Origin of the sequence: Streptomyces cyanogenus, from assembly GCF_017526105.1 — a bacterium.
GTDB lineage: Bacteria > Actinomycetota > Actinomycetes > Streptomycetales > Streptomycetaceae > Streptomyces > Streptomyces cyanogenus.
This window is the reverse complement of sequence record NZ_CP071839.1, coordinates 3,788,425-3,809,890: the sequence shown is the minus strand read 5'-3', so window position 1 is coordinate 3,809,890 and position 21,466 is coordinate 3,788,425. Positions and strand designations below refer to the sequence as shown.

20 protein-coding genes are annotated in these 21,466 nt (G+C 72.5%); 15 read left to right on the top strand and 5 right to left on the bottom strand.

The annotated features are described in order from the left end of the window. The first annotated feature begins 30 nt into the window (after positions 1-30). The 4 genes from S1361_RS16965 (at position 31) to S1361_RS16950 (ending at position 4,450) form a co-directional block, all read left to right on the top strand. Positions 31-930 carry a TatD family hydrolase gene (locus S1361_RS16965; protein ID WP_208032682.1) on the top strand — a complete coding sequence of 300 codons (900 nt, stop codon included), beginning with the start codon at positions 31-33 and terminating at the stop codon, positions 928-930. A 128-nt stretch (positions 931-1,058) separates the two neighbouring features. Then, on the top strand, positions 1,059-2,465 hold the full coding sequence (locus S1361_RS16960; protein WP_208032681.1) for a resuscitation-promoting factor: 1,407 nt from the start codon (positions 1,059-1,061) through the stop codon (positions 2,463-2,465). A 204-nt stretch (positions 2,466-2,669) separates the two neighbouring features. Beyond that, positions 2,670-3,560 (top strand): 16S rRNA (adenine(1518)-N(6)/adenine(1519)-N(6))-dimethyltransferase RsmA, encoded by an 891-nt coding sequence (rsmA, locus tag S1361_RS16955; protein ID WP_208032680.1) that lies wholly within the window; start codon positions 2,670-2,672, stop codon positions 3,558-3,560. Further along, positions 3,557-4,450: a 4-(cytidine 5'-diphospho)-2-C-methyl-D-erythritol kinase gene (locus tag S1361_RS16950; RefSeq protein ID WP_208032679.1), complete on the top strand. Its 894-nt coding sequence runs from the start codon at positions 3,557-3,559 to the stop codon at positions 4,448-4,450. Before rsmA ends, S1361_RS16950 begins: the two co-directional genes overlap by 4 nt. A gap of 6 nt (positions 4,451-4,456) precedes the next feature. Here the strand turns inward: S1361_RS16950 and S1361_RS16945 are convergent, their stop codons facing one another. After that, positions 4,457-5,074 (bottom strand): Uma2 family endonuclease, encoded by a 618-nt coding sequence (locus S1361_RS16945; protein ID WP_243769194.1) that lies wholly within the window; start codon positions 5,072-5,074, stop codon positions 4,457-4,459. A gap of 183 nt (positions 5,075-5,257) precedes the next feature. On the opposite strand from S1361_RS16945, the gene S1361_RS16940 reads away from it, so the two are divergent. The 4 genes from S1361_RS16940 to S1361_RS16925 all read left to right on the top strand — a co-directional run bounded on the left by S1361_RS16940 (position 5,258) and on the right by S1361_RS16925 (position 11,902). After that, positions 5,258-7,063 carry an ABC-F family ATP-binding cassette domain-containing protein gene (locus S1361_RS16940; RefSeq protein WP_208032677.1) on the top strand — a complete coding sequence of 602 codons (1,806 nt, stop codon included), beginning with the start codon at positions 5,258-5,260 and terminating at the stop codon, positions 7,061-7,063. 245 nt (positions 7,064-7,308) lie between these two features. Further along, positions 7,309-9,210, top strand: coding sequence for an outer membrane protein assembly factor BamB family protein (locus S1361_RS16935; RefSeq protein ID WP_208032676.1), 1,902 nt, complete (start codon positions 7,309-7,311; stop codon positions 9,208-9,210). Between the two features lie 73 nt (positions 9,211-9,283). After that, on the top strand, positions 9,284-11,059 hold the full coding sequence (locus tag S1361_RS16930) for an outer membrane protein assembly factor BamB family protein (RefSeq protein ID WP_208032675.1): 1,776 nt from the start codon (positions 9,284-9,286) through the stop codon (positions 11,057-11,059). A gap of 159 nt (positions 11,060-11,218) precedes the next feature. Then, positions 11,219-11,902 carry a helix-turn-helix transcriptional regulator gene (locus S1361_RS16925; RefSeq protein WP_208032674.1) on the top strand — a complete coding sequence of 228 codons (684 nt, stop codon included), beginning with the start codon at positions 11,219-11,221 and terminating at the stop codon, positions 11,900-11,902. Between the two features lie 155 nt (positions 11,903-12,057). Here the strand turns inward: S1361_RS16925 and S1361_RS16920 are convergent, their stop codons facing one another. Beyond that, positions 12,058-12,399: a hypothetical protein gene (locus S1361_RS16920; protein WP_208032673.1), complete on the bottom strand. Its 342-nt coding sequence runs from the start codon at positions 12,397-12,399 to the stop codon at positions 12,058-12,060. Between the two features lie 21 nt (positions 12,400-12,420). After that, on the bottom strand, positions 12,421-14,112 hold the full coding sequence (locus S1361_RS16915; protein WP_208032672.1) for a sodium:solute symporter family protein: 1,692 nt from the start codon (positions 14,110-14,112) through the stop codon (positions 12,421-12,423). A gap of 194 nt (positions 14,113-14,306) precedes the next feature. Between S1361_RS16915 and galT the strand changes: the two genes are divergently transcribed. From galT to S1361_RS16895, 4 genes are all read left to right on the top strand, one after another. Then, positions 14,307-15,392, top strand: coding sequence for a galactose-1-phosphate uridylyltransferase (gene galT / locus S1361_RS16910; protein WP_208032671.1), 1,086 nt, complete (start codon positions 14,307-14,309; stop codon positions 15,390-15,392). After that, a complete protein-coding gene (galE, locus tag S1361_RS16905; RefSeq protein ID WP_208032670.1) occupies positions 15,389-16,351 on the top strand; it encodes a UDP-glucose 4-epimerase GalE in 963 nt (320 codons plus the stop codon). Before galT ends, galE begins: the two co-directional genes overlap by 4 nt. Next, the gene (gene galK / locus S1361_RS16900; RefSeq protein ID WP_208032669.1) at positions 16,351-17,514 is read left to right on the top strand and encodes a galactokinase; all 1,164 of its coding nucleotides are present in this window, start codon (positions 16,351-16,353) and stop codon (positions 17,512-17,514) included. The genes galE and galK overlap by 1 nt, the downstream gene beginning before the upstream one ends. Before the next feature lie 220 nt (positions 17,515-17,734). Next, positions 17,735-18,241, top strand: coding sequence for a hypothetical protein (locus S1361_RS16895; protein ID WP_208032668.1), 507 nt, complete (start codon positions 17,735-17,737; stop codon positions 18,239-18,241). Here S1361_RS16895 and S1361_RS16890 read toward each other — a convergent pair. Further along, positions 18,207-18,662 (bottom strand): GNAT family N-acetyltransferase, encoded by a 456-nt coding sequence (locus S1361_RS16890; protein ID WP_208036636.1) that lies wholly within the window; start codon positions 18,660-18,662, stop codon positions 18,207-18,209. The genes S1361_RS16895 and S1361_RS16890 overlap by 35 nt on opposite strands. Positions 18,663-18,972: 310 nt before the next feature. Between S1361_RS16890 and S1361_RS16885 the strand changes: the two genes are divergently transcribed. Further along, positions 18,973-19,740, top strand: a complete 768-nt coding sequence (locus S1361_RS16885) for a LuxR C-terminal-related transcriptional regulator (protein WP_208032667.1) — start codon at positions 18,973-18,975, stop codon at positions 19,738-19,740. On the opposite strand, the gene tamR is transcribed toward S1361_RS16885, so the two are convergent. Continuing rightward, entirely contained in the window at positions 19,699-20,196 is a 498-nt protein-coding gene (gene tamR, locus S1361_RS16880) for a MarR family transcriptional regulator TamR (RefSeq protein ID WP_208032666.1), read from the bottom strand. The two genes, S1361_RS16885 and tamR, sit on opposite strands and share 42 nt — an antisense overlap. A gap of 88 nt (positions 20,197-20,284) precedes the next feature. Here tamR and S1361_RS16875 point away from each other — a divergent pair, with 88 nt between their 5' ends. Then, positions 20,285-21,097: a trans-aconitate 2-methyltransferase gene (locus S1361_RS16875; RefSeq protein ID WP_208032665.1), complete on the top strand. Its 813-nt coding sequence runs from the start codon at positions 20,285-20,287 to the stop codon at positions 21,095-21,097. Between the two features lie 2 nt (positions 21,098-21,099). Then, positions 21,100-21,462, top strand: a complete 363-nt coding sequence (locus tag S1361_RS16870) for a VOC family protein (RefSeq protein WP_208032664.1) — start codon at positions 21,100-21,102, stop codon at positions 21,460-21,462. Positions 21,463-21,466 lie beyond the last annotated feature (4 nt).

The window sequence follows — 21,466 nt, the reverse complement described above, 5'->3', positions numbered from 1 at the left end:
CGGGGCATGCCCCTTTCGTAGGATCGGGGCATGCCCTCGAACGCCGACCACAGCCGCGGAGACGACGACAAGAAGGCGGCCCCGCCGCTGCCGGCACCGCTGCAGGTGCCCGTCGCCGACTCCCACACCCACCTCGACATGCAGTCCGGCACGGTCGAGGAGGGCCTGGCGAAGGCCGCCTCGGTGGGCGTCACGACCGTCGTCCAGGTGGGATGCGACATCAAGGGCTCGCAGTGGGCCGCCGAGATCGCCGCCGCCCACGCGACCGTGCACGCCGCCGTCGCCCTCCATCCCAACGAGGCGCCGCGCATCGTGCACGGCGACCCCGACGGATGGTCCCGGCAGGGCGCCCGCCCGGCGGGCGGCGACGCGGCCCTGGACGAGGCGCTCGCCGAGATCGACCGGCTCGCCGCGCTGCCCCAGGTCAAGGGCGTCGGCGAGACCGGCCTGGACTACTTCCGCACCGGTCCCGAGGGCAAGGCCGCCCAGGAGCGCTCCTTCCGCGCCCACATCGAGATCGCCAAGCGGCACGGCAAGGCGCTCGTCATCCACGACCGCGACGCCCACGCCGACGTGCTGCGGATCCTGAAGGAGGAGGGCGCCCCCGAGCGCACCGTCTTCCACTGCTACTCCGGCGACGCCGAGATGGCCGGGATCTGCGCCCGCGAGGGCTACTTCATGTCCTTCGCCGGGAACGTCACCTTCAAGAACGCCCAGAACCTGCGCGACGCGCTCGCCGTGGCTCCGCTGGAACTGGTCCTCGTGGAGACCGACGCGCCCTTCCTGACCCCCGCGCCCTACCGCGGACGGCCCAACGCCCCGTATCTCGTGCCGGTCACCGTCCGCGCGATGGCCGCCGTGCGCGGGGCCGACGAGGACGCGCTGGCGACGGCCCTGGGCGCCAACACCGCCCGCGCCTTCGATTACTGAGCACCCGTCTACAGAGCACCCGTTCGAGGCGCAACACTACGTAGTCGAGTCGCTTTGGAGAGTGACCGACGCTCCGCTAGGTTCTGGGGGCCCGATCCGGACCCCTCTGGCCCCTGGAGCGTGTCGGCGTGAGCACGTCGCAGTACGAGACGTACGGCCCCTACGGCCCCTACGGCCATGACCCCTACGGCCATGACGCTTCCGTCCACACCGCGGAGACCCTGCCGTACGGCCTGTGGGAGGACACCTACCGGCCCGCCTACGAGGCGGAGGCGTACTTCGTCACGGAGTCGCTGCCGCCCGTGCCACCGCGGCCGCCCGTGCCGCCGCTGCCCCGGCAGACGGCCGGGGTGCCCAGGAGGGTGATTCCCGAGCCGGGGCCGCCGACGAAGCCCGGCGGGCGGGCCGTGCGCCGCCGCAGGGCGCGCTCCGCCGAGCGCCCGGAGTCCACGATGCGCCGCCTGCTGCCGCAGGCCCTGGTCGTGGCCTTCCTGGCCGGCGGCACCACCGCCTTCGTCGCCGAGGACAAGGCGGTCGAGCTGAGCGTCGACGGCCGGCAGCGCACCCTGCACACCTTCGCCGACGACGTGAGCGAGCTGCTCGCCGAGGAGGGCGTACGCGTAGGGGCGCACGACGTGATCGCGCCCGCTCCGGGTGCGGCGCTCGCCAGCGGCGACGAGGTCGCGGTGCAGTACGGCCGGCCCGTGCGGCTCACCCTGGACGGCCGGCGGCGCGAGGTGTGGACGACGGCGCACACGGTGGAGGGCGCGCTGGACCAGCTCGGGGTGCGCGCCGAGGGCGCGTACCTCTCGACCTCGCGCTCCCGGCCCATCGGACGCGCCGGGCTCGCGCTCGACGTGCGCACCGAGCGCGCGGTCACGGTCCTGGCCGACGGCCGCACCCGCACCGTCCGCACCAACGCGGCCACCGTCCGCGAGGCGGTCGAGGAGGCCGGGATCACCCTGCGCGGCCAGGACACCACCTCCGTCCCGCTCGACAGCTTCCCGCGCGACGGGCAGACGGTGACCGTGCTCCGGGTGACCGGTTCCCGGGAGGTCCGCGAGGAGCAGATCCCGTTCCAGGTCCGGCGGACCGAGGACCCTTCGCTCCTCAAGGGCACGGAGGTCGTCGCACAGGCCGGGCAGCCCGGACTCCGGCGCACCACCTACCTCCTGCGCACGGTCAACGGCGTCCGGCAGAAGCCGCGCCGGGAGGGCACCGAGCTGGTGCGCATGCCACGCACGCAGGTGGTGCGGGTCGGCACCAGACCGCGGCCCACCGCCGTGGACGGCGCCGACGACCTGAACTGGCACGCGCTCGCCGCCTGCGAGTCCGGCGGCCGTCCCGACGCGGTCGACCCCTCCGGCACGTACGGCGGCCTCTACCAGTTCGACAACCGCACCTGGCACTCCCTCGGCGGCAAGGGCCGCCCGCAGGACGCCTCCGCGGAGGAACAGACCTACCGCGCGAAGAAGCTCTACATCCGCCGGGGGGCGGCCCCCTGGCCGCACTGCGGGGGACGCCTGCACAGCTGAGCGGGCGTGCCGCCCCGGCCTGCGGGCAGTCGTGCCGCCGAGGCGGCACGGGCGGGCGCAAGGGCGGCACGGTGGGCGCCGGGGGTGCCCCTTCAGGAAGGAGGCGCCCCGGCGGCGCGGGCGCGAGTGTCCCCGACCCCCGCCCAGCGCCGGCCGACGGCCACCTGGCAAGCCGGCCCCCTCGGCCCCCGTACCCTTGTCCCCGTGAGCAGCCCCACCCCCGACGCCCTCCTCGGTCCGGCCGACATCCGCGAGCTCGCGGCAGCGCTCGGTGTCCGGCCCACGAAGCAGCGCGGCCAGAACTTCGTGATCGACGCCAACACCGTCCGCCGTATCGTCCGCACCGCAGACGTCCGCCCCGACGACGTGGTCGTGGAGGTCGGCCCGGGACTCGGCTCGCTCACCCTCGCGCTGCTGGAGGTCGCCGACCGCGTCACCGCCGTCGAGATCGACGACGTGCTGGCCGCCGCGCTGCCCGCCACCATCGCCGCCCGCATGCCCGGGCGCGCCGACCGGTTCGCGCTGGTCCACTCCGACGCGATGCACGTCACCGAGCTGCCCGGCCCCGCCCCGACGGCCCTGGTGGCGAACCTGCCGTACAACGTCGCCGTCCCCGTGCTGCTGCACATGCTCGACACCTTCCCGAGCATCGAGCGCACCCTCGTCATGGTGCAGTCGGAGGTCGCCGACCGGCTCGCCGCAGCGCCCGGCAACAAGGTGTACGGCGTGCCGTCGGTGAAGGCCAACTGGTACGCCGAGGTCAAGCGGGCCGGGGCCATCGGCCGCAACGTCTTCTGGCCCGCGCCGAACGTGGACAGCGGACTGGTGTCCCTGGTGCGGCGGACCGAGCCGATCAAGACCACCGCGTCCAGGGCCGAGGTCTTCGCCGTCGTCGACGCGGCCTTCGCGCAGCGCCGCAAGACCCTGCGGGCCGCCCTTGCCGGCTGGGCGGGATCCGCCGCCGCCGCCGAGGCCGCCCTGGTCGCCGCCGGGGTCTCGCCGCAGGCGCGCGGGGAGTCGCTGACGGTGGAGGAGTTCGCGCGGATCGCCGAGCACAGGAACGCCGTCACCGAGCACGAGGAGAGCGGCACGTGAGCGTCACGGTCCGGGTCCCGGCCAAGGTCAACGTCCAGCTCGCGGTCGGCGCCGCCCGCCCCGACGGGTTCCACGACCTCGCCAACGTCTTCCTCGCCGTCGGCCTGTACGACGAGGTGACCGTCACCCCCGCCGACGAACTCCGGATCACCTGCGAGGGGCCGGACGCCGGCCAGGTCCCCCTGGACCGCACCAACCTCGCCGCGCGCGCCGCGATCGCCCTCGCCGGGCGCCGGGGCATCGAACCGGACGTCCACATCCACATCGCCAAGGACATCCCGGTCGCCGGTGGCATGGCGGGCGGCAGCGCGGACGGCGCGGGCGCGCTGCTCGCGTGCGACCGGCTGTGGGGTACGGGCGCCTCCCGCGCGGAGCTGCTCGCGATCTGCGCCGAGCTGGGCAGTGACGTCCCGTTCAGCCTGGTCGGCGGGGCGGCCCTCGGTGTCGGGCGCGGTGAGCAGCTGACCGCGCTGGAGGTCGGCGGCACCTTCCACTGGGTGTTCGCGATGGCCGGGCGGGGGCTGTCGACGCCGGCGGTGTTCCGGGAGTTCGACCGGCTGGCGCAGGGGCGGGAGATCCCGGAGCCGGTGGCTTCGGCGGAGCTGGTGGAGGCGCTGGCGAAGGGGGACGCGGAGGCGCTGGCCGCCGCTGTCTCCAACGATCTCCAGCCGGCCGCCCTGTCCCTCTTCCCGGAGCTGGCCGACACGCTGGAGTCGGGACGCGGGGCGGGTGCGCTCGCCGCGCTGGTCTCCGGGTCCGGGCCTACGACGGCCTTCCTCGCGCGGGATGCCGAGGCGGCCCAGAAGGTGGCAGCGGCCCTGCGGGGGTCGGGGACGTGCAGGGCGGTGCGGACCGCGGGGGGGCCGGTGGTGGGGGCGACGGTGCTCTGAGGGGGCTCAGTACTCGTCGATGGCGGTCAGCTCGATGTCGATCGGGTAGGGCTTGGCGACCTCGATGCGGTCGCGATGCATCCCCGCGTGCACATACGCTCGGGTGACCGGGTCGAGCTCGTAGACGTGGATGACGGGCCTGCCTGTGTGTGCGTTCTCCTCGACCCGCCAGAAGTTCTCGATGCCGGCGCGGGCGTACTTGTGCGGCTTGGTCGTGCGGTCACGGGACTCGGAGTCGGGGGATACAACCTCGATGGCCAAGAGCAGGTCCTTGGCCTCGAAGCTCGTCTGGCTGGGCCCGGTGACCGCGTCTGCCCAGATCACGCTGATGTCAGGCTCGGGGCCGTTGCGTTTGTCGAGCACCACGGTCATCTCTCGGCTGACCTTGAACTCAGGCGGCAGGTTCTGACGCAGTCCGTTGACCAGCAGGTCGATGACGTTGGCGTGGAAACGACGCTGCGGGCTCACGAAGACAAGGCTCCCGTCGATCAACTCGGTGTGCGGCGGGAGGCCGGGCAGGGTGAACAGGTCGTCCACGGTCCAGCCGTCCGCCGGAGGCACCGGCCAGCGCGAGGTCGGCTCGTCGTCGGGCGCGGCGGCCTCGGAGATCGGCTCGGCAGTCATGGTTCCTCCCATGGACGGGATCCTGCGGCCTGTCTTCCCACCGTAGCGGCCCTTTCCCGATCACGTCATCACAAAGAGTGACAACCCCCTCGCGCCCCGCCCTCACCCCCGCAGGCCCTACGCTAGAAGGCTGACCCCCGCGGCGGAGCCGCGCGTCGATCCAGCCCCGCGCACAGGAGTGAAATGGCCGTCAACCTGGTCAATGTCGAGAACGTCAGCAAGGTGTACGGCACCCGTGCCCTGCTGGACGGCGTCTCGCTCGGTGTGCAGGAAGGGGACCGGATCGGGGTCGTCGGGCGCAACGGCGACGGCAAGACCACCCTGATCCGGATGCTCGCCAAGCTGGAGTCGGCCGACACCGGCCGGGTCACGCACTCCGGCGGGCTGCGGATCGGCGTGCTCACCCAGCACGACTCCCTCGACCCCGCCGCCACCGTCCGCCACGAGGTCATCGGCGACATGGCCGACCACGAGTGGGCCGGCAACGCCAAGGTCAGGGACGTACTGACCGGGCTGTTCGGCGGGCTCGACCTGCCGGGCTTCCCGAAGGGGCTGGACACCGTCCTCGGACCGCTGTCCGGTGGCGAGCGGCGCCGGATCGCGCTGGCCAAGCTGCTCATCGAGGAGCAGGACCTGATCGTCCTGGACGAGCCCACCAACCACCTCGACGTCGAGGGCATCGCCTGGCTCGCGAAGCACCTGCAGAACCGGCGCTCGGCGCTGGTGTGCGTGACGCACGACCGGTGGTTCCTGGACCAGGTCTGCACCCGCATGTGGGACGTGCAGCGCGGCGACGTGTACGAGTACGAGGGCGGCTACTCCGACTACGTCTTCGCCCGTGCCGAGCGCGAGCGGATCGCCGCCACCGAGGAGGCCAAGCGGCAGAACCTCATCCGCAAGGAGCTGGCGTGGCTGCGGCGGGGTGCCCCCGCCCGTACCTCCAAGCCGCGCTTCCGCGTCGAGGCCGCCAACGAGCTGATCGCGGACGTGCCGCCGCCCCGGGACAGCAGCGAGCTGATGAAGTTCGCCTCCTCCCGGCTGGGCAGGACCGTCTTCGACCTGGAGGACGTCACCGTGCAGGCCGGGCCGAAGGTGCTGCTCAAGCACGTCACCTGGCAGCTCGGTCCCGGTGACCGGATCGGTCTCGTCGGCGTGAACGGCGCCGGCAAGACCTCGCTGCTGCGGGCCATGGCCGACGCGGCGCGTACGGAGGGTGAGGAGCAGCCGGCCGGCGGGCGCATCGCCGTCGGCCGGACGGTCAAGCTCGCCTACCTCTCCCAGGAGGTCGCCGAACTCGACCCGGCCTGGCGGGTGCTGGAGGCCGTGCAGAAGGTCCGCGAGCGCGTCGACCTCGGCAAGGGGCGCGAGATGACCGCCGGTCAGCTGTGCGAGACGTTCGGCTTCGGCAAGGAGAAGCAGTGGACGCCGGTCGGGGACCTCTCCGGCGGTGAGCGGCGGCGGCTGCAGCTGCTGCGCCTGCTCATGGACGAACCGAACGTCCTCTTCCTGGACGAGCCCACCAACGACCTCGACATCGAGACGCTCACCCAGCTCGAGGACGTCCTCGACGGCTGGCCCGGCTCGATGATCGTGATCTCCCACGACCGGTTCTTCGTGGAGCGCACCACGGACCGGGTGTTCGCCCTGCTCGGCGACGGCACCCTGCGGATGCTGCCGCGCGGTATCGACGAGTACCTGGAGCGGCGGCAGCGGATGGAGGAGGCGGTCGCCGCGCAGGCCGCCGTGGCGCCCAAGCCGGTCACCGCGGAGCGGAGCGCCGCCGACCAGCGGGCCGCCAAGAAGGAACTCCAGAAGATCGAGCGCCAGTTGGACCGGATCTCCGAGAAGGAGACCAGGCTGCACGCGCAGATCGCCGAGAACGCCACCGACTTCGCGAAGGTGGCCGAGCTGGACGCCCAGTTGAGGGACCTCGCCGGGGAGCGCGAGGAACTGGAGCTGCGCTGGCTGGAACTGGCGGAGGACGCCTGATACCGCGCTCCTGCGAACGCCGCGCACGAAGGGGGGCGCGTGCGCCGCGTGAAGGGGGCGTGAAGGCGCATAACAACGGCATCACGGGCCGGTCCGACCTTGGGAACAGGGGAGGGCGCGGCCCCGTGTGCTGTCTGTGCCGGGTGATAGAAAGAGCCGTCTGAAAACTGTCTGTAAGCGACCTTGGGGCCGTCACGAACCTCGGGGCGTGGCTAAAAATCAGTGAACGAGGGGGAAGAGCGCTGATGACTCAGCCGCCCAACCAGCCGCCGCAGGGCGGGTTCGGACCGCCGCAGGACCAGCCGCCGCAGGGCGGGTTCGGCCCCGCACCGCAGACACCGCCGGCCCAGGACGGTTCCGGCGCCGCACCGCAGACTCCGCCGGCCCACGGCGGGTTCGGACCACCGCAGGACCAGCCGGCGCAGGGCGGTTTCGGTGCCGCACCGCAGACTCCGCCGGCGCAGGGCGGTTCCGGTGCGCCCCCGCCGCCGGCCGCGCCTCCGCAGCCGCCCGCGGGCCCCCCGCAGCAGCCCCAGCCGGGCTACGGCTATCCCCAACAGGCCCCGCAGCCCGGCCCGTACGCCGGCACCCCGGGTCCCTACGGCTACCCGCAGCAGGCCCCGCAGCAGCCGGGCCCGTACGGCACCCCGCAGCCCGGTTACGGCCACCCGCAGCAGCCGCCGTACCCGGGCATGCCCGGTGCCGCGCCCGGCGGCCCCGTCGCCGGCAGGCCGGCCTCCCGCAGGAGGACGGCGCTGGTCGTCGGCGGCGCGGTGGCCGCGCTGCTGGTCGTCGGCGGTACGGTCTTCGCGGTCACCCGCGGAGGCGACGGCGGCGGCGGGAAGAAGCCGGTCGCCCAGCACAGCGACGACCCCAAGCACTCCGCGACCGCCTCGCCGACCGCGTCCGGCGGCGACGACCCGGACCACCTCAACGAGGGCCGCCGGGCCGGAGACGCGAAGGTGCTCTGGTACAAGCCGGCGCCCGACGCCCCGGCCTCCGGCGCCGACGCGCCCGGCATGTGGATCAGCGGCGACACGGCGGTGAAGGCGGCGTACAAGCAGGTCTTCGCCTTCGGCACCGCCGACGGCAGCACCGCCTGGGGGCCGGTCGACTTCCCGCAGAAGATCTGCGCGGCCACCCAGCAGAAGTCCGCCGACGACAAGATCGTGGTGGCGTACCTGAACGGCGGCGGCGACCGCGCCAAGTGCAACCAACTGCAGCAGCTGGACCTGCGCACCGGCGAGAAGGGCTGGAGCGCCGAGGTCGCCGACGGCGGACTGTTCGACAGCGCGCTCAACGTCGAACTCACGGTGAGCGGCAAGACGTTGATGGTGGGCCGGTCCCAGTCCGGCACCGCGTACGACATCGACAGCGGCAAGAAGCTGTACGACAAGAAGAAGTACGGCGCGGCCTGCTTCCCCGCCGCCTACGCGGGCGGCACCGGCCGGCTGATCCAGGTGGCCTCCTGCGGCGCCGGCACCGGCACGGAGCACGAGGAGATCCAGGAACTCGACCCGGCCACCGGCAAGGTGCGCTGGACCCAGCCGGTCAAGAAGGGCTGGGAGGTGACCCGGACGTACTCGGTCGACCCGCTCGTGGTCTACCTGACCAACCGGGACAAGAAGGCCTGGAACATCTCCACCTTCACCAAGGCCGGCAAGTTCCGCTCGGAGGTCACGGTGAACGAGAAGTTCGCCCCCCGCTGCGGCTGGGCGGTCCTCGAACGCGAGTTGCAGGGCTGCCAGGGCGTCGCGGTCGACGCGAACATGCTCTACCTGCCGACCGACGCGACCGGCAGTGCCAACGAGATCGTCGCCATCAGCCTCGCCGACGGCAAGGCCAAGTGGCGGGTCAAGTCCCCGGCCGACGAGCCGATGTCACCCCTGAAGGTCGAGGACGGCAAGCTCGTCGCGTACGTGCAGCCGTCGTACGACAGCGGCGGCCAGGTCGTGTCGGTCCCGGTCACCGGCTCCACCCACACGACGACCAGGCTGCTGCAGAACCCGCAGGGCGCGGCCGAGGTCGAGAACACCTTCTACGACGGCGTCGTCGACTGGACCGGCGGGCGGCTCTTCGTCTCCGCGGGCCGGCTGTCCGGCGACGACGACGCGAAGGAGAAGCTCATGATGGCCTTCGGCAACTGAGCCGGCCGCAGCCCGCCCCTGCCCGATCGCCCTTCGCCGTACGGCCTTCCCGCGTCACCGAGGTACCCGCGACATGACCCAGCCGCCCCCGCCCCCGCCGAACCAGCCGCCGCAGCCGCTGCAACCGGGCTACGGCTATCCGCCGGCCCAGCCCCCACAGCCGCCCGCCCAGCCCCCGCAGCCGCCGGCCCAGCCGCCGCAGCCCGGGTACGGCCACCCCGGCGCGCAGCAGAACCCCTACGCCCAGCCGCCGGCCCACCCCGCCCCGCAGCCCCCCGGCTACGGCACCCCGCCGCACAACCCCTACGCCCAGCCCACGCAGCCGATCCACGGCGCCCAGCCCGGCTACGGCTATCCGGGCCAGGGCCAGCCGCCGACCGTGCCGATGCAGCCCCAGCCGGGGGCGGGCGGCGGGCGGAACAACGCCGCGCTGCTCATCGTCGTCGCGGCGGTCGTCGCCATCGCGCTGATCGTCGGCGGCGGCATCTGGTACGCCAAGTCCTCCGGGAACGACGACCCGCAGCACACGACCGCCTCCTCCGGCGGCTCGAACGGCAAGGGCTCCGGCGGCACGACCGGCGGGGGCGGCAAGGAGAAGGTGCCGTCCGACCCGGCCGCCAAGGTGCTCTTCGAGGTGCCGCTGCCCAAGGCGGACGACACGGTCAGCACCATGGGCTCCTGGCTGACGGACACGGTGTACGCCAAGAGCGGCATCGCGGAGATCGTCGGCTACGACCCGGCCAAGGGCACCGAGCTGTGGACGCTCAAGCTGCCCGGCCCGGTCTGCGCGACCAGCAGCCACGTCGACGACAAGGGCCGGACGGCGGTCGCCTTCCAGCCGAAGATGCCGGCGAAGGGCCGCTCCGCGGGCTGCAGCCAGGTCTCCGCGGTCGACCTCACCTCCGGGAAGCAGCTGTGGACGAAGTCGATCAAGACCGGTGACTACCCGGTCACCTTCTCGAACGTGACCGTCGCCCAGCACACCGTCGCGGTGGGCGGCGGTGAGGGCGGCGCCGCGTTCGACATCGAGTCCGGCAAGACGCTGTGGCAGCCCAAGCCGGACGACACCTGCCACGACGAGGGGTACGGCGGCGGCACCCGGCTGGTCGCGGTGCGCAAGTGCGGCACCTACGACGAGCCGCAGCTGCACATCCAGACCATCGACCCGGCCGGCGGGAAGGTGAACTCCGAGTACAAGATGCCGGACGGCATCGACTACGCCTCCATCGTCTCCACCGACCCGCTGGTGGTCGCGGCCGACGTCGGCCAGAGCGCGGGCGACGGCAGCGGCGTCTCGGACTACTTCTCCATCGACAGCGGGACCGGCGCGCTGCTCGCCCGCATCCCCGCGCCCGGCGACACCTACGCGGGCCGCTGCGACGGCATCACCCGGGTCGAGGACTGCAAGCAGGTCGTGGCGGGCAACGGCAGGCTGTACCTGGCGACCGAGGAGCACGACGGCAAGGCCGACTTCAGCAAGACCAACGAGATCGTCGCCTTCGACCTGAAGACCGGCAAGCCGACCGGCCAGCGCGCCGAGGCCGGGGACGGCTACACGTTCTCCCCGCTGCGCATGGACGGCGGCAACCTCCTCGCCTACAAGGCGCCGCCGTACGACAAGGGCGGCCAGGTCGTCAGCATCGACGGCGGTTCGTTCAAGGCGGTCAAGCTGCTGGAGAACCCCGCCACGAAGAGCGTGCGGGACTCGGAGGCCAACCTGCTGCCGGAGTACGCGGAGCTGCGCTTCGGCCGGGGCCGGCTGTACATGTCCGCCGTGTGGGCCAAGGAGCGGGGCATGTCCTCGTCCAGCAAGGAGTACCTCGTGATGGCGTTCGGCACGGACGGCTGACGCAGCGGTCTCACCCGAATGGGTGACTTGCCGAGAAGTGCCCCGGATTTCATCGGTCCGGGGCACTTCTCATGAAGAGGGGCAGCGCGGCGTCGAACAAGCGTGTAGCTTCCGGGGGCATGAAGGGCGGGGGTGCCGGGGGGACTGGGGGGTTGGTCTATGGGAGTGCGGCTCATGGTCGTCGACGACCATCGGCTGCTCGCGGAGGCGCTGGCGTCGGCGCTCAAGCTGCGCGGGCACCGGGTGGTCGCGGCGGCGGCGCCGGCCGCGGGCGCGGCGGATCTGGTGATCGCGCGGGCGCCCGAGGTGTGCCTGCTGGGCACGGCCGCGCCGGCCGAGCCGGGGGTCTTCGACCCGGTGGTCAAGATCAAGCGGGAGCGCCCGCAGGTGGCGGTGGTGGTGCTGGGCCCGGTGCCGTCACCGCGCGGGATCGCGGCGGCCTTCGCCGCGGGGGCGTCGGGGTACGTGCGGCACGACGAGCGGATCGAGGGGGTCGAGCGGGCCATCATGAAGGCCCGGGCCGGGGAGGCCGCCGTGGCGCCGCTGCTGCTCCAGGGCGCGTTCGGCGAGCTGCTGAACCCGACGGCGCAGCCCGACGACGAGGCGCAGCGGCTGCTGGAGATGCTGACGCCGCGTGAGGTGGAGGTGCTGGTCCGGGTCGCCGACGGCGAGGACACCCGGCGGATCGCGGCGGGCATGGGCATCGCCCCGAGCACCGCGCGCACCCATGTCCAACGGGTGCTGATGAAGCTGGGGGTGGGGTCCCGGCTGGAGGCGGCGGCGCTGGCGGCGAGAACGGGACTGCTGGACCGCGCGGGGCCTTTGCACTCCGGCCCGGAGTAGGCGCCCCCGGGGGCGCGGGGAGCTGCGCCACCAGCCCCCGCGCACCCGCGGACGAGTACGGCGCCCTGAAGGGGCGCGGGGAACTGCGCGACCGGCCACGACGCGCCCGCGGCCGGGGGACGGCCCGCACCCCTACGGCGCTCTGCGCCCCGGCGCTACTCGCCCGCCCGCTCCTCCGGCAGCCCCTCCGGAGGAAGCGGCGGGGGCGTGGGCCGCAGCTTCAGCCAGGCCAGGAAGAAGATGCCCAGGAGCAGCATGCCGATCCCGGTCCACAGGTTGATGTTGACGCCCTCGGCCTTGTCGATCGCGGCCTGGGAGTCGGTGATCCCGGTGATCGTGACGATGACGCCGTAGACCACGAACAGTCCGCCGATGATGCGGCGCAGGTCGAAGATCCGGGCCGCCGTCGCGGACTTGGTCTCCAGCTCGGCGACCTCCCGCGCCACCTCCTCCTCGGTGTAGTGGTGACGCTCAGGGTGCTCAGGGTGCTCGGTCATGGTTTCCTCGGTCCTCCCGCGTCAGAACGAGAACGGGATGTAGCAGGCGGCGGCGAGAACGACCGCGCCCCAGCCCAGCAGGGCCGGCTTGCGGTACCAGGCGTCGTCGCCTGCGGCGGGCGGTTCGGACATGCCGGGGGAGCGGGTGCCGTAGACCAGGCCCTGCAGCTCCTTGGCCGGCTTCGGCCGGGTGAACAGGGACACCGCGAACATCACCACCGCGCCGGCGACGAAGCCCGCGATCGCGGAGACGAAGTTGGCGCCCTGGTCGGAGGGGATCGAGATGATGCCCTTCTTGTAGAACACGAAGTAGTTGACCATCGCGGCCGTGGTGCCGGCCAGCAGGCCCCAGAACCCGGACTTCGCGGACGCGCGCTTCCAGAACATGCCGACGATGAAGACGACGAACATCGGCACGTTGAAGAAGGAGAACAGCGTCTGGAGGTAGCTCATGATGTTCGAGAACGAGGACGCCAGGAACGCCGTGCCGACGGAGGCGCAGACGCCGATCGCGGTGATCAGGCGGCCGAACCGCACGTAGTAGGTGTCCTCGCGGCCGCGCACCACGTACTTCGCCCAGATGTCGTTGGTGAACACGGTGTTGAACGACGACACGTTCGCCGCCATGCCCGCCATGAAGGCCGCCAGCAGACCGGTGACGGCGATGCCGAGCACCCCGTTGGGCAGCAGCTCCTGCATCAGGAAGGGGATGGCGTCGTTGTACTGGTAGCCGGAGCCGGCGGTGCCGAACTTCGGGATCAGCGCGGCGGCGACCAGGCCCGGGATCATCACCAGGAACACGATGAAGATCTTCGGGTAGGCGGCGATCAGCGGGGTCCGCTGGCCGGCGGAGAGGTTCTTCGCGGACAGGGCGCGCTGCACCTCGGCGAAGTTCGTGGTCCAGTAGCCGAAGGAGAGCACGAAGCCGAGGCCGAGGACGATGGTGAGCCAGTTGGCGCCGAGCGGGTTGGCCTGGCCGATGCCGGTGCCGCCCCAGGCCGTGGTGAAGTCGGCGCCGTGGGTCGCGGTGAGCTTGTCGGTCAGCCCGCCCCAGCCGCCGACCTTCTTCAGGCCGAGGATCGTGATCGGGATGAGCGCGGCCAGGATCACGAAGAACTGGAGCACCTCGTTGTAGATCGCCGAGGACAGGCCGCCCAGGGTGATGTACGCGAGGACGAAGGCGCCGGCGACGACGATGGCGACCCACTGCGGCCAGCCGAGCAGGGCCTCGACGACGATCGCGAGCGCGTAGAGGTTGACGCCCGCGATCAGGATGGCCGCGAACGCGAACAGGATCGAACTGAGCAGGTGGGCGGCCCGGTCGAAGCGCAGCAGCAGGAACTCGGGGACCGAGCGGACCTTGCTGCCGTAGTAGAAGGGCATCATCACCAGGCCGAGGAAGACCATGGCGGGGATGGCGCCGATCCAGTACCAGTGGACGGTGTAGGCGCCGTACTGGGCGCTGTTGGCGGCCATGCCGAGGATCTCGGTGGCCGCCAGGTTCGCCGAGATGAAGGCGAGGCCGGTGATCCACGCGGGCAGCGAGCGTCCCGACAGGAAGAAGTCGAGGCTGGTCTTCACGGAGCGGCGGGCGGCGAAGCCGATGCCGAGCACGACGACGAAGTAGATCGCCAGGATCGTGTAGTCCAGCCAGTTGGTGGGGAGCTGTAGCTCCGCCGCCAGATGGGTGGGGGCGTATGTGGGGGTTTGCATGAGAACTCGCTTCGTTGCGCGAACTGATCCAGAGCGGAACCTACGCCGCCGTGTTAGTTATTTGAACACTTCCACTGGTGTTCTTTGTTTGATTGTGATCGACCAAGGAGTTGTCGAGTTGTGGTCTGTTATGTTTGATTGTGTTGAGTGATGGGGTGCGGACACACCCCTCGGGGCTGAACAAGGAGTCCGGCGTGAAGAAGACCTCGACCCGGCTGGCCGACGGTCGCGAGCTGATCTACTACGACCTTCGGGACGACGCGGTCCGCGACGCGGTCGACCGGCGCCCGCTGGACCGTACGGTCACCACGTCCGAGATCCGCCGCGACCCGCTGCTCGGCGACTCCGTCGCCGTCGCCTCGCACCGCCAGGGCCGCACCTACCATCCGCCGGCCGACGAGTGCCCCCTGTGCCCGACGCGCGGCGAGCGACTGAGCGAGATCCCGGACTCCTCCTACGACGTCGTCGTCTTCGAGAACCGGTTCCCCTCCCTCGCCGGCGACTCCGGCCGCTGCGAGGTGGTCTGCTTCACCTCCGATCACGATGCCTCCTTCGCCGACCTCACCGGGGAACAGGCGCGCCTGGTGCTGGACGCGTGGACGGACCGCACGTCGGAGCTGTCGCATCTGCCCTCCGTCGAGCAGGTGTTCTGTTTCGAGAACCGCGGTGCCGAGATCGGTGTGACCCTCGGCCACCCGCACGGACAGATCTACGCCTACCCCTTCACCACCCCACGCACCGCCCTGATGCTCCGCTCGCTCGCCGCCCACAAGGAGGCCACCGGCGGGGAGAACCTGTTCGACGCCGTCCTGGAGCGGGAACTCGCCGGTGAGCGGGTCGTCCTTGAGGGTGAACACTGGGCGGCCTTCGTGCCGTACGCGGCGCACTGGCCGTACGAGGTCCACCTGTACCCGAAGCGCCGCGTGCCCGACCTGCTCGCGCTCGACGAGGCGGCCCGCACAGAATTCCCCCAGGTCTATCTGGAACTCTTGAGGCGCTTCGACCGGATCTTCGACGGGCGGGACGGAGGGGGGAACGCCGTGGCCGAGCCTCCGACCCCGTACATCGCGGGCTGGCACCAGGCCCCGTTCGGCGCGCTGGCGGAGTTCGGCGGTGTGACGCGCGACGACTTCGCGCTCCACCTCGAGCTTTTCACCATCCGCCGCACTTCCGGCAAGCTGAAGTTTCTCGCGGGTTCCGAGTCCGGCATGAACGTGTTCATCAACGACGTGCCGCCGGAGCGCGCGGCCGAGCGACTGCGAGAGGTAGCGAGTTCATGAAGTACCTGGTGACGGGTGGCGCGGGATACGTCGGCAGTGTCGTGGCGCAGCACCTGCTGGAGGCGGGCCACGAGGTCACCGTCCTCGACAACCTCTCCACCGGCTTCCGCGCGGGCGTCCCGGCCGGCGCGGCCTTCATCGAGGGCGACATCCGCGACGCCGCCAAATGGCTCGACCCCTCCTTCGATGGAGTGCTGCACTTCGCCGCGTTCTCGCAGGTCGGCGAGTCGGTGGTAAAGCCGGAGAAGTACTGGGAGAACAACGTCGGCGGCAGCATGGCGCTGCTCGCCGCGATGCGCGAGGCCGGCGTCCGCACGCTGGTGTTCTCCTCCACCGCCGCCACCTACGGCGAGCCGGAGCAGACCCCGATCCGGGAGACCGCCCCGACCCGGCCCACCAGCCCCTACGGCGCCTCCAAGCTCGCCGTCGACCACATGATCACCAGCGAGGCGGTCGCCCACGGCCTGGCCGCGGTGTCCCTGCGCTACTTCAACGTGGCGGGCGCGTACGGCGCGTACGGCGAGCGGCACGACCCCGAGTCGCACCTGATCCCGCTGGTCCTCCAGGTCGCCCAGGGCCGTCGCGAGGCGATCTCGGTCTACGGCGACGACTACCCGACCCCCGACGGCACCTGCGTCCGCGACTACATCCACGTCGCCGACCTGGCCGACGCCCACCTGCTGGCCCTCACGGCCGCCCGGCCGGGCGAGCACCTGATCTGCAACCTCGGCAACGGCAACGGCTTCTCCGTCCGCCAGGTCGTCGAGACCGTCCGCGAGGTCACCGGCCACCCGATCCCCGAGGTGGTCGCCCCGCGCCGGGGCGGCGACCCCGCCGTCCTGGTCGCCTCCGCGGACACCGCCCGCGAGAAACTGGGCTGGAACCCGACCCGCGCGGATCTCGCGGGCATCGTCGCGGACGCGTGGGAGTTCACGCAGAGCATCACAAGGGAGCACTAGTGGGGGCACAGCAGGTCGCCGAACGCTTCGCCGAGCTGTACGGGGCGGAGCCGGAGGGCGTGTGGGCGGCGCCGGGCCGGGTCAACCTGATCGGCGAGCACACCGACTACAACGACGGCTTCGTCATGCCGTTCGCGCTGCCGCACCAGGCCATCGCGGCGGTCTCCCGCCGCACCGACGGGATCCTGCGGCTGCACTCGGCGGACATCGACGGCGGGGGCGCACAGGTCACGGAGCTGCGGCTGGACGCCCTCGCCCCGGAGACCGACCGGGAGTGGACGGCGTACCCGGCGGGTGTGGTCTGGGCCCTGCGCGAGGCGGGCCACGCCGTCACCGGCGCCGACATCCACCTCGCCTCCACGGTCCCGACGGGCGCGGGCCTGTCCTCGTCCGCGGCGCTGGAGGTCGTGGTCGCCCTGGCCCTGAACGACCTGTACGAGCTCGGCCTGCAGCGCTGGAGGCTGGCCCGCCTGTGCCAGCGCGCCGAGAACGTCTACGTCGGCGCCCCGACCGGCATCATGGACCAGACGGCGTCGGCCTGCTGCGAGCCCGGACACGCGCTCTTCCTCGACACCCGCGACCTGTCCCAGCAGCAGATCCCCTTCGACCTCGCGGCCGAGGGCCTGCGCCTGCTGGTCGTGGACACCCAGGTCAAGCACGCCCACAGCGGCGGCGAGTACGGCAAGCGCCGGGCCGGCTGCGAGAAGGGCGCGGCCCTGCTCGGCGTCGACGCCCTGCGGGACATCCCGTACGACGGCCTGGACGCGGCCCTCGCCCGCCTCGGCGACGAGGAGGAGGTCGTCCGCCTGGTCCGCCACGTGGTCACGGAGGACGAACGGGTCGAACGCATCGTCGCCCTCCTGCGCGCCGGCGACACCCGCGCGATCGGTCCGGTCCTCACCGCGGGTCACGCCTCCCTCCGCGACGACTTCCGCATCTCCTGCCCGGAGCTCGACCTGGTCGTCGACACCGCCCTCGCACACGGTGCCCTGGGCGCCCGCATGACCGGCGGCGGCTTCGGCGGCTCGGCCATCGTCCTGACCGAGGCCACCGAGGTCGACACCCTCACCAAGACCATCGAGGAGGCCTTCGCGGCAGCGGCCTTCAAGGCACCGCGGCTCTTCGAAGCGGTCCCGTCGGCGGGCGCCCACCGACTGAACTGACACCCACCGGCCCCGTACGCGATGACCGAGTACGGGGCCGGTGCGCTCGCCGAGGAGAAGTCCCCCGTATGCCACCGGACTCGGCGTGCCAGTAAGGTGCATGCCTGCCACGGCCGTGTCCGGCGGTGCACCAGGAGAGGCGGGGGAGGCCACACATGGCGTGGGAGGAATGGGACCAGCTGAAGGCCCCGGCGGCCGACCGGCATTCCCGGGACCGCTGATGGAGGACGACGAGATCCGTTCGCGCTTCGACGGCCGGGGGCACGTCGAGATCCGGGGGACGGTGGCCGTGAAGGCCCGGGCCGAGGAGATTGCGCACGCGCTCGGGTACCGGCTGGTCGCCACGGAGGAGTCGCGCGGCGCCGGCCTCGCGCTCGGGTACCGCTCCCCGCTCAGCGTGCGGCTGCTCTTCCGGCGCGACGACGACCCCCGGGCCCGCCGCCGGGCCGAGCGGACCGTCGAGCGGCTGCGAGCGGGCGGCCCCGTGCTCGCGGACGACGAACTCCCGCCACCGCCCCCGCCGGCCCCGGCCCCACCCCTGACTCCGCGGCCCGCGGCGCCCCGGCCCCGGCGCTCGGCGGAGCCCCAGCCGCCGCCCGCACCCTCGGGCCCGCCCGGCCCCCGGGTCCCGCCCCGGCCGCCGTATCCGCCCCTGCCGCCGCCCCCGCCCGCCCCGGGGGACCGAGCCCCCGTCAGCCCAGGCGCTTCGTCAGCGTGTACTCCGTGATCCCCGGCGGGTAGTCGGGGATCACGCACACCACCTCGTAGCCCTGTTTCCGGTAGAACTCCGGCGCCTGGAAGTCCCAGGTCTCCAGGCGGGACGCGGTGCAGCCGCGGTCGGCCGCGGCGATGCGTTCCGCCTCCGCCAGCAGGCGGGAGCCGAGGCCCGCGCCGCGGTGGCGGGGGTCGGTCCACAGGTAGGTGACGTGCATCCAGGTCGTCCAGGTGTGGCCGACCAGCCCGCCCGCCAGGTCGCCGGCCGGGTCCAGCGCCCAGACGTGGAGGGGGACCTCGCGCTCGCCGGGCGTCCCGCGCAGCGCGGCGAGGACCGGGGACGCCGCCGTGTTGGTGTCCCGCAGCCGCGAGCGGAGCAGATCACGTCGGGCTTTGTCGACTTCCGCCTCAATACGAAACATGCGGCACACCATAAACGCGCCGTACGGCCAGTTCTGCAAATCTCCTTCCGCTGCGTGCTCCCATCCGTACTCTGAGGAACAGCACCGGTGGGGGCCGGTGCCGCTCAGGGGGCGAGACAGGCGGGTACGACACCCGCGGTGGGGGTAACAGTGTCCGCAACGGCGGCGGCCGTGCGGCGCGCGTCCCTGTCCGCGGGTGCCGTACCCGCGCGGGTCGTCGTTCTCCGGATCCGTTTCCGGGCGTTTTCCGGACCAGCCTATTCCGGAGCTTTCCGGACCTTGGTCTCCCCTGCTCCATGCGGAGCCTGGGGAAGGGGGTTTCGTGGTTCGTATCCGAGTCCTGGTCGTGGACGACCACCGCATCTTCGCCGAGTCGCTCGCCGCTGCCCTGGCCGCCGAGCCCGACGTCGACGTCTCCGCCGCCGGCAGCGGCCCGGCCGCGCTGCGCTGCCTGGAGCGCGCCGCCGGCGAGGGCCGTCGCTACGACGTGCTCCTGGTCGACGCCGACCTGGGCGGCAACCTGCCCGGCGTCCGCCCGGCCGTACCTGTGCAGGACGGCGACGAGGAGGGGCTGGTCGACGGCATCTCCCTCGTCACCGGGGTCCGCGCCGCCCAGCCCGCCGTACGGATCGTCGTCCTCGCCGAGAAGGACGACCCGCGCCGCGCGGCCCTCGCGCTGCAGGCCGGGGCCTCCGGCTGGGTCGCCAAGGACTGCTCGCTGTCCCGGCTGCTGACGGTGATCCGGGGAGTGCTGCGCGACGAGACCCACCTGCCGCCCGCGCTGCTCACCGGGGTGCTCAAGGAGCTGACCGCGGCGCGCAGGCACCGCACCGAGAGCGAACGGCTGGTGGAGTCCCTCACCCCGAGGGAGCGGGAGGTGCTGCGCTGCATGGTGGCCGGGCTCGGCCGCAAGGCCGTCGCCGAGCGGCTGTTCCTGTCCCCGCACACCGTCCGCACCCATATGCAGAACGTCCTCGGCAAACTGGGCGTCCACTCCACGCTGGCCGCCGTCGCGCTGGCCCGGCGGGCCGGGGTGGGCCCGGTGGACCTAGCCGGGGATGTTGTCGAACGGGGCGGTCAGCTGGCGTAGCAGGCCGGCCAGTTCGGCGCGCTGGGCGCGGGACAGCTCGCCGAGGATGGCCCGCTCCTGCTCCAGCAGGCCGGCCAGCGCCTGGTCCGCGCGGTCGCGGCCCTCGTGGGTCAGCCGGACCAGCACACCGCGCCGGTCGCTCGGGTCGGGCAGCCGCTCCACCAGGCCCTTCTTCGCCAGCCGGTCGATGCGGTTGGTCATCGTGCCCGAGGTGACCAGGGTCTGGGTCAGCAGCTGACCGGGGGAGAGCTGGTACGGCGTGCCCGCGCGCCGCAGCGCGGTCAGCACGTCGAACTCCCAGGGCTCCAGCTGGTGCTCGGCGAAGGCGAGCCGGCGGGCGCGGTCCAGGTGCCGGGCGAGTCGGCTCACCCGGCTGAGCACTTCCAGCGGCTCCACGTCGAGGTCCGGACGCTCCCGGCGCCACGCTGCGACCAGCCGATCGACCTCGTCCTCCATGGAGATCAGTGTAGTGGTTGTGTCGACGTGAAGTCTCTTGATGTGGAGTCTCTTGACGTCGAGAGATACCTTGGGGAAAGTGGCAGGCATGACGACGCCCACCTGGGACCCCGCCCAGTACCTCCGCCACGCCGGGCACCGGGCCCGGCCCTTCGCCGACCTCCTCGCCCGCGTCCCCGGGCTGCCCGGCGACCGGCCCCGCATCGCCGACCTCGGCTGCGGCCCCGGCAACGTCACCGCCCTGCTCGCCGACCGCTGGCCCACCGCCCGCATCACCGGCTACGACAACTCGCCCGAGATGCTCGACAAGGCCCACGTCGACCACGAGGGACCGACGGCCGGCGGCGGCCGCCTCGACTTCGCCCACGCCGACATCCGCACCTGGACGCCCGCCGAGCCGTACGACCTGATCGTCTCCAACGCCACCCTGCAGTGGGTGCCGGGCCACGCCGACCGCTTCCCCGACTGGACCGCGGGCCTGCGCCCGGGCGGCACCCTCGCCTTCCAGGTACCGGACAACATCGACGCCCCGCTGCACGCCCTCATGCGCGACCTCGCCGGCACCCCCCGCTGGCGCGACCGCCTCGGCGGCGTCCTGCGCCGCACGGACTCCGTGCACACCCCCGGCACCTACCTGGACCGCCTCACCCGCCTCGGCTGCACGGCCGACGTCTGGCAGACGACGTACTTCCACGTCCTGACCGGCCAGGACCCGGTGCTCGACTGGGTCAAGGGCACCGGCCTGCGGCCCGCCCTGACCGCCCTCGCCGACGACCCCGAGGCCCGCGACGCGTTCCTCGACGAGTACCGCGACCTGCTGCGCAGGGCCTATCCGAGCGCCCCCTACGGCACGGTCCTGCCGTTCCGCCGGCTGTTCGCCGTGGCCGTGAAGGAGTCCTGAGCGTGCTCGTCGCCCTCGACCACGTCCAGCTCGCCGCCCCCGTCGGATCCGAGGACCGGCTGCGCGCCTACTACACCGGTGTCCTCGGCATGACCGAGATCCCCAAGCCGCCGGCGCTCGCCGCACGCGGCGGCTGCTGGTTCGAGGCCGGCTTCGTCCAGCTCCACCTGGGGATCCAGCGCGACTTCCGGCCCGCGAAGAAGGCCCACCCCTGGCTGCGGGTGCGGGACATCGAGGCCTACGCGGCCCGGCTCACCGCGCTCGGCGCGCCCGTCACCTGGGACGACGCCCTCCCCGGCCACCGGCGCTTCTACTCCGAGGACCCCGTCGGCAACCGGCTGGAGTTCCTGGAACCGGCCCCCTAGGACG